Raw genomic sequence first — 15,221 nt, forward strand, 5'->3', positions numbered from 1 at the left:
AGCAATCACCTCTCGGAAGGACCCGGAGAGACATGCCTCCCAAGAAGAAGAAGATCACGGGGCTTATCAAGCTCCAGATCAACGCCGGTGCGGCCAACCCGGCGCCGCCGGTCGGCCCCGCGCTGGGTCAGCACGGCGTCAACATCATGGAGTTCTGCAAGGCCTACAACGCTGCGACCGAGTCGCAGCGCGGCATGATCGTGCCGGTGGAGATCACGGTCTACGAGGACCGCTCCTTCACCTTCATCACGAAGACGCCGCCGGCCGCGCGCCTCATCCTGAAGGCCGCCGGTGTGGACAAGGGCTCCAGCGAGCCGCACAAGACCAAGGTCGCCAAGCTCACCAGCGCCCAGGTCCGTGAGATCGCCACCACCAAGATGCCCGACCTGAACGCCAACGACCTGGACGCCGCGGAGAAGATCATCGCCGGCACCGCCCGGTCGATGGGCATCACCGTCGAGGGCTGAGAATCTCCCTTCCCGCCAGGGAAAAGTTGATTCAGCCGGTTCTTGTGGTAGGGCCCGCGCAGGCCCGTGACACCACACCTCCATTCACCATTCAGGAGCAGCTATGAAGCGCAGCAAGGCCCTGAAGGCCGCGGACGCCCAGGTCGACCGCGAGCGCCTTTACGCCCCCCTCGAGGCCGTCCGCCTCGCCAAGGCGACCAGCACCACCAAGTTCGACGGCACCGTCGAGGTCGCCATGCGTCTGGGTGTCGACCCGCGCAAGGCCGACCAGATGGTCCGCAGCACCGTGATCCTCCCGCACGGCACCGGTAAGACCGCTCGGGTCCTGGTCTTCGCGACCGGCGAGCGTGCCGAGGCCGCGCGTGCTGCGGGTGCCGACATCGTCGGTTCCGACGAGCTCATCGACGAGGTCGCCAAGGGCCGCCTCGACTTCGACGCCGTCGTCGCCACCCCGGACCTCATGGGCAAGGTCGGCCGTCTCGGCCGCGTGCTCGGCCCCCGTGGCCTGATGCCGAACCCGAAGACCGGCACCGTGACTCCGGACGTCGCCAAGGCGGTCAACGAGATCAAGGGCGGCAAGATCGAGTTCCGCGTCGACAAGCACTCGAACCTGCACTTCATCATCGGTAAGGCCTCCTTCACCGACGAGCAGCTGGTCGAGAACTACGCCGCCGCGCTGGACGAGGTGCTCCGCGCCAAGCCGTCCGCCGCCAAGGGCCGCTACATCAAGAAGACCGCGATCTCGACCACCATGGGCCCCGGCATCCAGGTGGACCCGAACCGCACCCGCAACCTCCTCGTCGAGGAGGACCCGGCCGCGGTCTGAGCCTCAGCGCTCCAGAGCAGTCCGTACGGCGGGCCCGTACCCCCTTCACCGGGGGTGCGGGCCCGCCGTCGTTCCCGGGTGCGGGGCCGGTGCGGGCCGGAGGGCCGGGCGGGCTGCCGGACCGGGACACCGGCGGATGGGAACGGCGGGCCGAACCGTCGTACGCTCTGCCGGTCAGACCACATGGAGCACCTGTGACCGCCGGAGTGTGCCGTGCCGCCCGCCCCTCGCCCCACCGTTCTCGCAGCGGCCCTGCTGCTCGCCACCACCACCGGGTGCAGCCTGCTGGCCGCTCCGACCACCGGCACCCCCGGGGGCCCCGCGCCGGTGCCGCCCAAGCAGGTGGTGCTCACCGCCGCGCAGGCGCTGGACGACGCCGGCAGCGCCCGGATCGACGTGGTGCGGGAGGGCCCGGGCGGCCGGCGCACCGCGAGCGGCTCCCTGGTCTGGGGCGCCTCGGACGAGGCCCGACTGACCGTCACCGACGAACGCGGCAGCGGCCGGCTGACCGTGAAGGACGGCGCCCTCGACCTCGTCTACCAGGACGGCGCGGCCAGGCACGCGGAGCGGAGCACCGCCGAGTCGGTCGACCCCGGGGCGGGCCCCGACCCGGAGGGCTTCGCGGGCGGCTGGACGACGGCGCTGATCTCCAGCCCGGGCGGCCGGGCGTACGAGGTCGCCCAGGGCGTCAAGCTCACCTCGCTCGGCGGCGAGCAGCTGGCCGGGGTGACCGTGGCGCACTACCAGGGCTCCGCGCCGGTGGCCGAACTGTTCGGCAAGGACGACGAGTTGAGCCCGCAACGGCGCGCCGCCACATTGGACTGGTACCGGCAGCACGGGGTGACGGCGATCGGCTACGACATCTGGGTCGGGCCCGGCATGCAGCTGCTGCGGCTGCGCGAGACGGTCCGGGGGGACGCGGGAACCACGGTGACGACGACCGATGTCTCGGCTCCCGGGGCGGCGGACGCGACGCCCGCCGCGGGCGGGTGACGGGGAGGCGGATATCCGGTGCGTGGGGACATCGACGATCCGTTAGAGTCCGCATGAAAAGAACATGAGAAGAGCTGACGATCGGTTCTTCCATGGGGATCTGGATCTCACGGGGGTATCTCCATGCGCGCTCTGCGCCTCGCCTCGGCCGTCGCGACGGCGGCCGTCCTGCTCGGTGCCGCGACCGCCTGCGGCAGTGACGCCAAGAGCGGCGACGCCAAGGGCGGCACCAAGACCGGTGAGGCCAAGCCCGGTGACGCCAAGAGCGCCGACGCCAAGGGCGCCGACCCGCTCGCGGCGGCCCTGGCCGCGGACCCGAAGGCCGCGCTGGCCGCGTCCGCCGTGGTGATGCAGAAGGCCGGCAACGGCAAGGTCACCATGATCCCGGCCGATCCCACCGACCCCGCCGGCACCGGCGACGCGGACTGGAAGGACCCGGCCAAGGCGGCCGTGGACCTGGCCAGCGACATCGAGGGCAAGAAGCTCCGGATCCGGGTGCTCGGAACGGACGCCTACCTCGGCGGCGGCGACGACGTCGCGCCGGCCCTGGGCGGCAAGCACTGGGTCAAGATGCCCGCCGACGCGACGGGCGACAGCTTCCGGGCGGTCGGCCAGATGACGAACCCGGTCGTCCTGCTCACCGTCGCGGCCCAGAGCGGCAAGCTCTCCAAGGTCGGCCAGGAGGCCGTGGACGGCGTCCAGACCACCCACCTGCGGGCGGAGCAGGACACCGCCGCGCTGGTGGCCGGGATGACGGCGCTCTCGGCGGGCCAGCGCACGGCCGTCCAGAAGACGCTGGAGGAGGACGGCAAGACCCTCACCATCGACTTCTGGCTGAACGGCAACCAGGAGCTCGTCCAGTACAAGGAGTACGGCGACACCAACGGCGAGAAGCAGGCCGTCACGATCAAGTACTCCAACCTCGGCAAGGCCGCCGCGATCGCGGCGCCGGCCGCCGGCGACCTCGGCAACGAGGCCGACGTGCTCAAGCTGCTCGGCTGATCCGGCCGGACCGGACACCGGGCCCACCCGCAACAACCGGCTACCACCCCGGGCGCACGACGCGCCCGGGGGTCCTCAAGGGGGGAATCATGGCTGGAACCCGCAAGACCGCCGTCGCCGTCGTCCTCGCCGCCCTGGCGCTGACCGCGACCGCGTGCAACAACAACGACGACAAGAGCGCCGCCCCGGCCGCGCCGACCACGGCCGCCACCTCGGCCACCCCGTCGGCCGCCGCCCCGACCACCGCCGCGAAGCCGGAGAAGGTCAGCCCGGCGGTCTTCCTGGAGCAGGTCACCCAGAGGACCGGCGCGGCCAAGTCGGCCAAGGTCGACGAGGTGATCCAGGTCGGCGAGGTCGTCATGAAGGGCCAGGGGGCGGTGTCCTGGGCCGACGGCCTGGAGGCCGACCTCACGATGGACCTGTCGGGCTCCCCGATGGCCAAGCTCCTGGAGCCGCTGACCGGCGGGCCGAAGGTGCACTACCTGTACGCCAAGGACGCCATGTACATGGGCCTGGGCGGGCAGCTGCTGGAGAGCGGCAGCCCGAAGTGGGTGCGCTACAGCAAGGCCGACATGGCCAAGGCGTCTGGTGGCACGACCGACCAGCTGCAGAGCGCGGACCCGGTGCAGGGCGTCCGGACGCTGATCGCCAGCGGCAAGGTCACCGAGGTCGGCCAGGAGACGGTGAACGGCAAGGCCACCACCCACTACTCCGGTGTGCTCAGCGCGGCCGACGTGCTCAAGGCCACCAGCCAGGGCATGACCCAGGCGCAGGTCGACAAGATCAAGCAGAACCTGGACACGGCCGGGATCACCACCGACCAGATCGACGTCTGGGTCGACGCCGACAAGCTCGTGGTCAAGCGGAGCGAGGTGGCCGACACCAAGGCCGGCGCGCTGAACGTCACCGTCAGCTACTCGGACTACGGCACCCCGGTGATCGCCGCCACCCCGGCGGACTTCATCGACCTCGCCGACCTGCAGAAGGCCGCGGCCGGCAGCTGATCCGCGCGGCCGGGGAGGCGGGGCGCCGGAAGTCGGTCCCCGCCTCCCCGGCCCCGGGCCCGGCTGGGCCGACCCGGTGGATCCGCCCGGCGGAGGGGGCCGCCACCGGGCGGACCGGGGACGGGTGGCAAGGTGGCCGGGACGGGGCCGCCGCAGGACGGGGCCGGGCGAGAGGGGAACGGGCGATGGCGGCACGGCAGCGGTTGGCGGCAGTGGCCGCCGTCGCCCTGCTGGCGAGCGGGCTGAGCGGATGCGGCGGGGACGGCGGCGCGCCCGCCGCGATGTCCGGCAGCCCGAGCCCGGTCGGCGCCCCGCTCTCCACCGCCTCCCCGAGCGCGCAGGCCAAGCCCACCGACCGCTCGCCGCACGGGGTGCTGCTCTCCGCCCAGCTGGCCATGCAGACCGCCCGCCGGGCCAAGGTCAGCTACCGGCTCGGTTCGGACGCCGGGTCCGGCCCGCTGTTCTGGCAGCCCAAGACCGCGCTCCAGATCAAGCGCTCCACCCCGGCCGAGGCCGAGCAGCTGATCGTCGTGGACACCGTCGCCTACCAGGGCGGGGACGCCGCCACCGCGGCCCGGCAGGGCGGCCGCCACTGGGAGCGCTTCACCGTCCCGCCGGACGCGGACGGCCACAAGGAGATCCCGTACGCCGGGCTGATCGACCTGCTGAACCCGGTCGAGGCGCTGACCGCGGCCAACGCCGAGGGGACGGACCCGGTCTTCGTCGGCGAGGAGAAGTTCGAGGACTCCACCGTCGAGCACTACCGGGTCACCACCACCGCCGAGAAGTACGCCGCCGCCCAGACCCAGCTGACCCGGTCCCGCCGGGACGGCCTGCGGGCCGCGCTCGCGCCCGGCGGCTCGATCTCCCTCACCCTGGACCTCTGGCTCAACGACAAGGACCAGCTGGTCCGGCTCCAGCGCACCGGCAGCGGGGACAGCGGGCGGGCGGACGACTCGGTGCTCTACACCGACCTCGCCGGCGCGCTGCTCTCGGCGCAGGCGCCGGCCGAGACGGACACCGCGGACACCGGTGTCCGGACGGTCTCCCCGCTGGCCCGCTGAGCGGGCGCCCGGGATGCTCCGGGACGGCCCGGGCCCACCCCGTCCGGGGGCGATTTGCACCTCGCGGAGGGCTCCGGCTACGCTGGCCGAAGCCAAAGACCGCTGGTTGTCGCCGCGCCCGTCAGGGAGCAGGTGACCGAAGGATCTGCGCTTCGTCGCAGGCAGCCCGCGCAGGTGCGTCTGGAGCTTCGACTTCCGGGTCCCGCGTTCGCGTGGAGGTCCGTCGAGGTCGTTCCGAGCCCCGTGCCCCTGCGCACCGGGGCTCATTGCATTTCTGCAAGGGCTTTCCTTCCGTCCGGTCGGTCCACGGCGACCTAGGTCGACTTTCGCGGTCGGCCCGAATTCGACATCACGGAAGGAGGCGTAAGCCTATGGCCAGGCCCGACAAGGCTGCCGCCGTCGCCGAGATCACGGACAAGTTCCGTGGCTCCTCCGCGGCGCTGCTGACCGAGTACCGCGGTCTCTCGGTGAAGCAGGTCAAGACCCTGCGTCGCTCGCTCGGCGACAACGCCGAGTACGCCGTGGTGAAGAACACGCTGACCAAGATCGCGGCCAATGAGGTCGGGATCACGGAGCTCGACGACCTGTTCAACGGTCCGACGGCTGTCGCCTTCGTCACCGGTGACCCGGTGGAGTCGGCGAAGGCTCTGCGTGACTTCGCCAAGGAGAACCCCGCTCTCATCATCAAGGGCGGTGTCCTTGACGGTAAGGCGCTGTCCGCCGATGAGATCAAGAAGCTCGCGGACCTCGAGTCCCGCGAGGTGCTGCTCGCCAAGCTGGCGGGTGCCCTGAAGGCCAAGCAGTCCCAGGCTGCCGCGCTCTTCCAGGCCCTGCCGTCGAAGCTCGTCCGCACTGTGGACGCGCTGCGCGACAAGGTCGAGCAGGGCGGTGCCGGTACGCCGGCTCCCGCCGCCGAGGACGCCGCCGCCGAGTAATTCGGCAGGCTCACGCCTCGCTGCGGGCCCGTACGCCCGCCCCACCCGTACATCCGGCACCAACCTGCCGATTTAGTGGAAGGACGCCATCATGGCGAAGCTGTCCCAGGACGAGCTGCTCGCGCAGTTCGAGGAGCTCACCCTCATCGAGCTGGCCGCCTTCGTGAAGGCCTTCGAGGAGAAGTTCGACGTCACCGCCGCCGCCCCGGTCGCCGTTGCCGCCGCCGGCGTTGCCGGCCCGGCCGCCGAGGCCGCTGAGGAGCAGGACGAGTTCGACGTCATCCTCGAGGGCGCTGGCGACAAGAAGATCCAGGTCATCAAGGAGGTGCGCACCCTGACCTCCCTCGGCCTGAAGGAGGCCAAGGACCTCGTTGACACCGCTGGTGCCAAGGTCCTGGAGAAGGTTGCCAAGGACGTTGCCGAGAAGGCCAAGGCTGCCCTTGAGGGTGCCGGCGCCAAGGTCACCGTCAAGTGATCTCGCGCCCCCTCTGAGGGGGCGTAGGGCCGGGCCGATCACCCTTGCGGGTGGTCGGCCCGGCTTTTTCGCGTTTCCGGGCCGGGCCCGGGCCCCGCCGGGGCCGCCCCCGGTCCCGTTCCCCCGACCGGCCGGTACGGCCCGCCGGCGTGGCCGACGGCCCACTCGGCACCGTCGGTGCCGGGGGGTATGGTGATCACCGTCGTCGAGGGCGGCGCCACCACGGCTTCTGTAACGCCGGGGGGCTCCGGGTCGATAGACAGGTCGAGGCCCGCGCCGCCGGCGGGCCCTTGACGAACCTGGCGCGGCGCGCGATTCTCAAGGCGCGAGTCCGCCCGGTTGGTTCGCCACTGGATGCATAACCAGTGGCTCCGGCGGGAAATGACTCCACGTGAGTTAGAGCAGTACCCGGTGGGCGCCCGCGCTCGCCGGCTACCGGGAGGAGTCTCCGATTCGGTCTCCGAATCAGAGCTGGACAGCAGTGTCGCCATTGGCTACACTGTCCCTTTGCGCTGCCTGTTAGCTTCTCCGTGACTCGTCGCCCGGAGTTTGCGTTGCCCTGATGGGGTCTGGCACCGCCTCCGCAAAGCGGCTCTGACCTGGGGTTTCGACCCCGGCGGAGGCCAGTGGCGAGGGAGGCGGCACCAAGCCCAAGCAGGCCCGGCTGGTACGCGCGTAGTGAGCTCCGAGCCCTCGGAAGGACCCCCCTCTTGGCCGCGCCGCGCAACGCCTCGAACAATTCCGCCGCATCCACCGCCCCGCTCCGCGTCTCGTTCGCGAAGATCAAGGAGCCCCTCGAGGTCCCGAACCTCCTGGCCCTGCAGACCGAGAGCTTTGACTGGCTGCTCGGCAACGCGGCCTGGAAGTCCCGGGTCGAGGCGGCCCTGGAGAGTGGTCAGGACGTCCCCACGAAGTCCGGTCTGGAGGAGATCTTCGAGGAGATCTCCCCGATCGAGGACTTCAGCGGGTCGATGTCGCTGACCTTCCGCGACCACCGTTTCGAGCCGCCGAAGAACTCCATTGACGAGTGCAAGGACCGCGACTTCACGTTCGCGGCCCCGCTCTTCGTCACGGCCGAGTTCACCAACAACGAGACCGGTGAGATCAAGTCTCAGACGGTCTTCATGGGCGACTTCCCGCTCATGACCCACAAGGGCACGTTCGTGATCAACGGCACCGAGCGTGTCGTCGTGTCGCAGCTCGTCCGCTCCCCGGGTGTGTACTTCGACTCCACCCTGGACAAGGTGTCCGACAAGGACATCTACTCCTGCAAGGTCATCCCCTCGCGTGGTGCCTGGCTGGAGATGGAGATCGACAAGCGCGACATGGTCGGCGTCCGCATCGACCGCAAGCGCAAGCAGTCCGTCACCGTGCTGCTCAAGGCGCTCGGCTGGACCAACGAGATGATTCTCGAGGAGTTCGGCGAGTACGAGTCGATGCGCGCCACCCTGGAGAAGGACCACACCCAGGGCCAGGACGACGCGCTGCTGGACATCTACCGCAAGCTGCGTCCGGGCGAGCCGCCCACGCGCGAGGCCGCGCAGACGCTTCTGGAGAACCTGTACTTCAACCCGAAGCGCTACGACCTCGCGAAGGTCGGCCGTTACAAGGTCAACCGCAAGCTGGGCAACGCCGAGTCGCTGGACTCCGGCGTGCTCACCGAGCCCGACATCATCGGTGCGATCAAGTACCTGGTGAAGCTGCACGCGGGCGAGACCGAGTGGCGTGACGACGAAGGCCGCGACATCGTGGTCGAGGTCGACGACATCGACCACTTCGGCAACCGTCGCCTGCGCAACGTCGGCGAGCTCATCCAGAACCAGGTCCGTACGGGTCTCGCCCGTATGGAGCGCGTCGTGCGCGAGCGCATGACCACCCAGGACGTCGAGGCGATCACGCCGCAGACCCTGATCAACATCCGGCCGGTCGTCGCCTCCATCAAGGAGTTCTTCGGCACCAGCCAGCTGTCGCAGTTCATGGACCAGACGAACCCGCTGTCGGGCCTGACCCACAAGCGTCGTCTGTCCGCGCTGGGCCCCGGTGGTCTGTCCCGTGAGCGGGCCGGCTTCGAGGTCCGTGACGTGCACCCCTCGCACTACGGCCGCATGTGTCCGATCGAGACCCCCGAAGGCCCGAACATCGGTCTGATCGGCTCGCTCGCCTCGTACGGTCGGGTCAACGCGTTCGGCTTCATCGAGACCCCGTACCGCAAGGTCATCGAGGGTGTCGTCACGGAGCAGGTCGACTACCTGACCGCCGACGAGGAGGACCGCTACGTCATCGCCCAGGCGAACGCGCCGCTGACCGCGGACCTGCACTTCGCCGAGCCGCGTGTCCTGGTCCGCCGCCGTGGCGGCGAGATCGACTACATCCCGGGCACCGAGATCGACTACATGGACGTCTCGCCGCGCCAGATGGTGTCGGTCGCGACCGCCATGATCCCGTTCCTCGAGCACGACGACGCCAACCGCGCGCTCATGGGCTCGAACATGATGCGCCAGGCGGTGCCGCTGCTGAAGAGCGAGGCTCCGCTGGTCGGTACCGGCATGGAGTACCGCTGCGCCGTCGACGCCGCGGACGTCATCACCGCCGAGAAGGCCGGTGTCGTCCAGGAGGTCTCGGCCGACTACGTCACCGTGGCCAACGACGACGGCACGTACACCACGTACCGCGCCGCCAAGTTCACCCGCTCGAACCAGGGCACCGCCTTCAACCAGAAGGTGCTCGTGGACGAGGGCGCCCGGGTCGAGGTCAACCAGGTGCTGGCCGACGGCCCGTGCACCGACGAGGGCGAGATGGCCCTCGGCAAGAACCTGCTCGTGGCGTTCATGTCGTGGGAGGGTCACAACTACGAGGACGCGATCATCCTGTCGCAGCGCCTCGTGCAGGACGACGTCCTCTCCTCGATCCACATCGAGGAGCACGAGGTCGACGCCCGTGACACCAAGCTCGGCCCCGAGGAGATCACCCGGGACATCCCGAACGTCTCCGAGGAGGTCCTCGCGGACCTCGACGAGCGCGGCATCATCCGCATCGGCGCCGACGTCGTCACCGGCGACATCCTGGTCGGCAAGGTCACGCCCAAGGGCGAGACCGAGCTGACCCCGGAGGAGCGCCTGCTCCGCGCGATCTTCGGTGAGAAGGCCCGTGAGGTCCGCGACACCTCGCTGAAGGTCCCGCACGGTGAGTCCGGCAAGGTCATCGGCGTCCGCGTCTTCGACCGCGAAGAGGGCGACGAGCTGCCCCCGGGCGTCAACCAGCTGGTCCGCGTCTACGTGGCCCAGAAGCGCAAGATCACCAACGGTGACAAGCTCGCCGGCCGTCACGGCAACAAGGGCGTCATCTCGAAGATCCTGCCGGTCGAGGACATGCCGTTCCTGGAGGACGGCACCCCGGTCGACATCATCCTCAACCCGCTGGGTGTCCCGTCCCGAATGAACCCGGGACAGGTCCTGGAGATCCACCTCGGGTGGCTCGCCAAGCAGGGCTGGGACGTCTCCGGGCTGGCCGACGAGTGGGCCCAGCGCCTGCAGGCGATCGGCGCCGACACCGTCGAGGGCGGCACCAACCTCGCCACCCCGGTCTTCGACGGCGCCCGCGAGGACGAGATCACCGGCCTGCTGGACAACACCACCCTCACCCGTGACGGTGAGCGCCTGGTGAACTCCACCGGCAAGGCCCGACTGTTCGACGGCCGCTCCGGCGAGCCGTTCCCGATGCCGGTCTCGGTCGGCTACATGTACATCCTCAAGCTGCACCACCTGGTCGACGACAAGCTGCACGCCCGTTCGACCGGTCCGTACTCGATGATCACCCAGCAGCCGCTCGGTGGTAAGGCGCAGTTCGGTGGTCAGCGCTTCGGTGAGATGGAGGTGTGGGCCCTCGAGGCGTACGGCGCGGCCTACGCGCTCCAGGAGCTCCTCACCATCAAGTCCGACGACGTCCTCGGCCGAGTCAAGGTCTACGAGGCCATCGTCAAGGGCGAGAACATCCCCGAGCCCGGCATTCCCGAGTCCTTCAAGGTCCTCATCAAGGAAATGCAGTCGCTCTGCCTCAACGTGGAGGTGCTGTCCTCGGACGGCCAGTCCATCGAGATGCGGGACTCCGACGAGGACGTGTTCCGCGCCGCCGAGGAGCTCGGCATCGACCTGTCCCGGCGCGAGCCGAGCAGCGTCGAAGAGGTCTGACGGAGGCCGGGCCGGCCGCAGCAGCGGCCGGCCCGCCCCCAGGCCCCCCTCAGACCACATGAACGACTCTCGACTTACGAAAGAGGGCTTGACGACCAGTGCTTGACGTCAACTTCTTCGACGAGCTCCGCATCGGCCTGGCCACCGCCGACGACATCCGCCAGTGGTCGCACGGCGAGGTCAAGAAGCCGGAGACCATCAACTACCGCACCCTGAAGCCGGAAAAGGACGGGCTCTTCTGCGAGAAGATCTTCGGCCCCACCCGGGACTGGGAGTGCTACTGCGGTAAGTACAAGCGCGTCCGCTTCAAGGGCATCATCTGCGAGCGCTGCGGTGTCGAGGTGACCCGCGCCAAGGTGCGCCGCGAGCGGATGGGCCACATCGAGCTGGCCGCCCCGGTCACCCACATCTGGTACTTCAAGGGCGTGCCGTCCCGCCTGGGCTACCTGCTGGACCTGGCGCCGAAGGACCTCGAGAAGGTCATCTACTTCGCCGCCTACATGATCACCTGGGTGGACGACGAGCGTCGCCAGCGCGACCTGCCGTCCCTGGAGGCGCACGTCTCGGTCGAGCGCCAGCAGATCGAGAACCGCCGCGACTCGGACCTCGAGGCCCGTGCCAAGAAGGCCGAGACCGACCTGGCCGAGCTGGAGGCCGAGGGCGCCAAGGCCGACGTGCGCCGCAAGGTGCGCGAGGGCGCCGAGCGCGAGATGAAGCAGCTGCGCGACCGCGCGCAGCGCGAGCTCGACCGCCTCGACGAGGTGTGGGCCCGCTTCAAGAACCTCAAGGTCCAGGACCTCGAGGGCGACGAGCTGCTCTACCGCGAGCTGCGCGACCGCTTCGGCACCTACTTCTCCGGCTCGATGGGCGCGGCGGCCCTCAAGGACCGCCTGGAGACCTTCGACCTGGCGGAGGAGTCCGAGCGCCTGCGCGAGATCATCCGCACCGGCAAGGGCCAGAAGAAGACCCGTGCGCTCAAGCGCCTCAAGGTCGTCTCCGCGTTCCTGCAGACCACCAACAAGCCCAACGGCATGGTGCTGGACTGCGTCCCGGTCATCCCGCCGGACCTGCGTCCGATGGTGCAGCTGGACGGTGGCCGCTTCGCGACCTCCGACCTGAACGACCTGTACCGCCGCGTGATCAACCGCAACAACCGCCTGAAGCGCCTTCTCGACCTCGGTGCCCCCGAGATCATCGTGAACAACGAGAAGCGCATGCTCCAGGAGGCCGTCGACGCGCTGTTCGACAACGGCCGTCGTGGTCGCCCGGTCACGGGCCCCGGCAACCGCCCGCTGAAGTCCCTCAGCGACATGCTGAAGGGCAAGCAGGGTCGTTTCCGTCAGAACCTGCTCGGCAAGCGAGTCGACTACTCGGCCCGTTCGGTCATCGTCGTCGGCCCGCAGCTCAAGCTGCACCAGTGCGGTCTGCCGAAGGCCATGGCGCTGGAGCTCTTCAAGCCGTTCGTGATGAAGCGCCTGGTCGACCTGAACCACGCGCAGAACATCAAGTCGGCCAAGCGCATGGTCGAGCGTGCCCGTCCGGTCGTGTGGGACGTGCTCGAAGAGGTCATCGCCGAGCACCCGGTGCTGCTGAACCGTGCGCCCACCCTGCACCGCCTCGGCATCCAGGCCTTCGAGCCGCAGCTGGTCGAGGGCAAGGCCATCCAGATCCACCCGCTCGTCTGCACCGCGTTCAACGCGGACTTCGACGGTGACCAGATGGCCGTCCACCTGCCGCTCTCCGCGGAGGCGCAGGCCGAGGCCCGCATCCTGATGCTGTCCTCGAACAACATCCTGAAGCCGGCCGACGGTCGCCCCGTCACCATGCCGACCCAGGACATGGTGCTCGGTCTGTTCTTCCTGACCTCGGACCGCGACAACGTGAAGGGCGCCGGCCGCACCTTCTCGTCGACCGCCGAGGCGATCATGGCCTTCGACGCCCGCGACCTGGACGTCCAGGCCCCGATCGAGCTGCGCCTGCCGGCCGGCACCGTCCCGCCGCGCGGCTGGACCGCCCCGGTGGACGAGGACGGCCAGTCGAGCTGGTTCGACGGCGAGCCCTTCCGCCTGACCACCACCCTGGGTCGCGCGCTCTTCAACGAGCTGCTGCCCGAGGACTACCCGTTCGTCGACTACGAGGTGGGCAAGAAGCAGCTCTCCGCGATCGTCAACGACCTGGCGGAGCGCTACCCCAAGGTCGTCGTCGCGGCGACCCTGGACAACCTGAAGGCGTCCGGCTTCCACTGGTCGACCCGCTCGGGTGTCACCGTCTCGATCTCCGACGTCGTCGTCCCGCCGAACAAGCCCCAGATCCTTGAGGGCTACGAGGCGAAGGCGGAGAAGGTCCAGCGTCAGTACGAGCGCGGCCTGATCACCAACGACGAGCGCAAGCAGGAGCTCATCGGCATCTGGACCCAGGCGACCAACGAGGTCGCCGAGGCCATGAACGAGAACTTCCCGAAGACGAACCCCATCTTCATGATGGTCGACTCGGGTGCTCGTGGAAACATGATGCAGATGCGCCAGATCGCCGGTATGCGTGGTCTGGTGTCGAACGCCAAGAACGAGACCATCCCGCGACCCATCAAGGCGTCGTTCCGTGAGGGTCTGTCCGTGCTGGAGTACTTCATCTCCACCCACGGTGCCCGTAAGGGTCTGGCCGACACCGCCCTCCGTACCGCCGACTCCGGTTACCTCACCCGTCGTCTGGTCGACGTCTCCCAGGACGTCATCATTCGCGAGGAGGACTGCGGCACCGAGCGCGGCCTGAAGCTGGCGATCGGCTCCGTGGGTGCGGACGGCGTGCTGCGCAAGGCCGACGACGTCGAGACCAGCGTCTACGCCCGCATGCTCGCCGAGGACATCACGGTGGACGGCAAGCTCCTTGCCACCGCCAACACCGACCTCGGCGACGTCCTGATCGACGAGCTGATCCGCCACGGCATCGGCGAGGTCAAGACCCGCTCGATCCTGACCTGTGAGTCGGCCGTCGGCACCTGCGCCATGTGCTACGGGCGCTCGCTGGCCACCGGCAAGCTGGTCGACATCGGTGAGGCGGTCGGCATCATCGCCGCCCAGTCCATCGGTGAGCCCGGTACCCAGCTGACCATGCGTACCTTCCACACCGGTGGTGTGGCCGGTGACGACATCACCCAGGGTCTGCCGCGTGTCGTCGAGCTCTTCGAGGCCCGTACCCCGAAGGGCGTGGCTCCGATCTCGGAGGCCGCCGGCCGGGTCCGGATCGAGGACACCGAGAAGACCCGCAAGCTGGTCATCACGCCGGACGACGGCACCGACGAGATCGCCTACCCGGTCTCGAAGCGTGTGAAGCTGCTCGTCAGCGAGGGCGAGGCGGTCGAGGTCGGCCAGAAGCTGACCATGGGTGCCACCAACCCGCACGACGTCCTGCGCATCATGGGCCAGCGTGCCGTCCAGGTCCACCTGGTCGCCGAGGTCCAGAAGGTCTACAACTCGCAGGGTGTGTCGATCCACGACAAGCACATCGAGATCATCATCCGGCAGATGCTCCGCCGCGTGACGATCATCGAGTCGGGCGACGCCGAGCTGCTGCCCGGCGAGCTGGTCGAGCGCGGCCGCTTCGAGCAGGAGAACCGCCGCGTCGTCGCCGAGGGCGGTCACCCCGCCTCCGGCCGTCCGCAGCTGATGGGTATCACCAAGGCCTCGCTGGCCACCGAGTCCTGGCTGTCGGCCGCCTCCTTCCAGGAGACGACCCGGGTCCTCACCGACGCGGCGATCCACGCCAAGTCGGACCCGCTGCTGGGCCTCAAGGAGAACGTCATCCTCGGTAAGCTCATCCCGGCCGGTACGGGCCTGCCCCGTTACCGCAACATCCGGGTCGAGCCGACCGAGGAGGCCAAGGCCGCGATGTACTCGGCCGTCGGCTACGACGACTACGACCTGTCGCCCTTCGGCGCCGGCTCCGGCCAGGCGGTTCCGCTGGACGACTACGACTACGGCCCGTACACCGGCTGAGTCGCGCAGCACCGATCGCAGGGCGGTCACCCCACGGGGTGGCCGCCCTGCGGCGTTCCCGGGGGCCGCCAGGGGCCGTCAGGGGCTGCCGGGGGGTGTGGGGGAGGTCGGCCGGCCGGGCCGCCCGGGGCGCGGACGGAAGCCGATTAGGTCATTCGGCCGAAGTCGCGTAGAGTCATGTTTACCGACGCGGGGTGGAGCAGCTCGGTAGCTCGCTGGGCTCATAACCCAGAGGTCGCAGGTTCAAATCCTGTCCCCGCTACAAAGGAAGGGCCC

Annotated in this window: 10 protein-coding genes and 1 tRNA gene; all 11 read left to right on the plus strand. The window is 69.4% G+C overall.

The window, feature by feature from the left end; all coding sequences use genetic code 11:
* Positions 1-32: 32 nt before the first annotated feature.
* Positions 33-467, plus strand: coding sequence for a 50S ribosomal protein L11 (gene rplK / locus ACWGKU_RS28520; RefSeq protein ID WP_359897545.1), 435 nt, complete (start codon positions 33-35; stop codon positions 465-467).
* Between the two features lie 103 nt (positions 468-570).
* Positions 571-1,293 (plus strand): 50S ribosomal protein L1, encoded by a 723-nt coding sequence (gene rplA, locus ACWGKU_RS28525; RefSeq protein ID WP_196951777.1) that lies wholly within the window; start codon positions 571-573, stop codon positions 1,291-1,293.
* Positions 1,294-1,506: 213 nt separating this feature from the next.
* Positions 1,507-2,286: a hypothetical protein gene (locus ACWGKU_RS28530; protein WP_452177430.1), complete on the plus strand. Its 780-nt coding sequence runs from the start codon at positions 1,507-1,509 to the stop codon at positions 2,284-2,286.
* 123 nt (positions 2,287-2,409) lie between these two features.
* Positions 2,410-3,288 carry a hypothetical protein gene (locus ACWGKU_RS28535; protein WP_452177431.1) on the plus strand — a complete coding sequence of 293 codons (879 nt, stop codon included), beginning with the start codon at positions 2,410-2,412 and terminating at the stop codon, positions 3,286-3,288.
* An 89-nt stretch (positions 3,289-3,377) separates the two neighbouring features.
* Entirely contained in the window at positions 3,378-4,292 is a 915-nt protein-coding gene (locus ACWGKU_RS28540; RefSeq protein WP_452177432.1) for a hypothetical protein, read from the plus strand.
* Positions 4,293-4,477: 185 nt separating this feature from the next.
* On the plus strand, positions 4,478-5,356 hold the full coding sequence (locus tag ACWGKU_RS28545; RefSeq protein WP_452177433.1) for a hypothetical protein: 879 nt from the start codon (positions 4,478-4,480) through the stop codon (positions 5,354-5,356).
* 371 nt (positions 5,357-5,727) lie between these two features.
* Positions 5,728-6,291, plus strand: coding sequence for a 50S ribosomal protein L10 (rplJ, locus tag ACWGKU_RS28550; RefSeq protein ID WP_045693068.1), 564 nt, complete (start codon positions 5,728-5,730; stop codon positions 6,289-6,291).
* Between the two features lie 91 nt (positions 6,292-6,382).
* Complete coding sequence (gene rplL / locus ACWGKU_RS28555) at positions 6,383-6,766, plus strand: 50S ribosomal protein L7/L12 (RefSeq protein ID WP_401052223.1); 384 nt, start codon at positions 6,383-6,385, stop codon at positions 6,764-6,766.
* Positions 6,767-7,476: 710 nt separating this feature from the next.
* Complete coding sequence (gene rpoB / locus ACWGKU_RS28560) at positions 7,477-10,953, plus strand: DNA-directed RNA polymerase subunit beta (RefSeq protein WP_359897540.1); 3,477 nt, start codon at positions 7,477-7,479, stop codon at positions 10,951-10,953.
* Between the two features lie 98 nt (positions 10,954-11,051).
* Positions 11,052-14,945, plus strand: a complete 3,894-nt coding sequence (locus ACWGKU_RS28565) for a DNA-directed RNA polymerase subunit beta' (RefSeq protein ID WP_401053930.1) — start codon at positions 11,052-11,054, stop codon at positions 14,943-14,945.
* Positions 14,946-15,133: 188 nt separating this feature from the next.
* Positions 15,134-15,207 (plus strand) — tRNA-Met (locus ACWGKU_RS28570).
* Positions 15,208-15,221: the final 14 nt, after the last annotated feature.

The sequence above is a fragment of the Kitasatospora sp. NPDC054768 genome, from assembly GCF_053612025.1.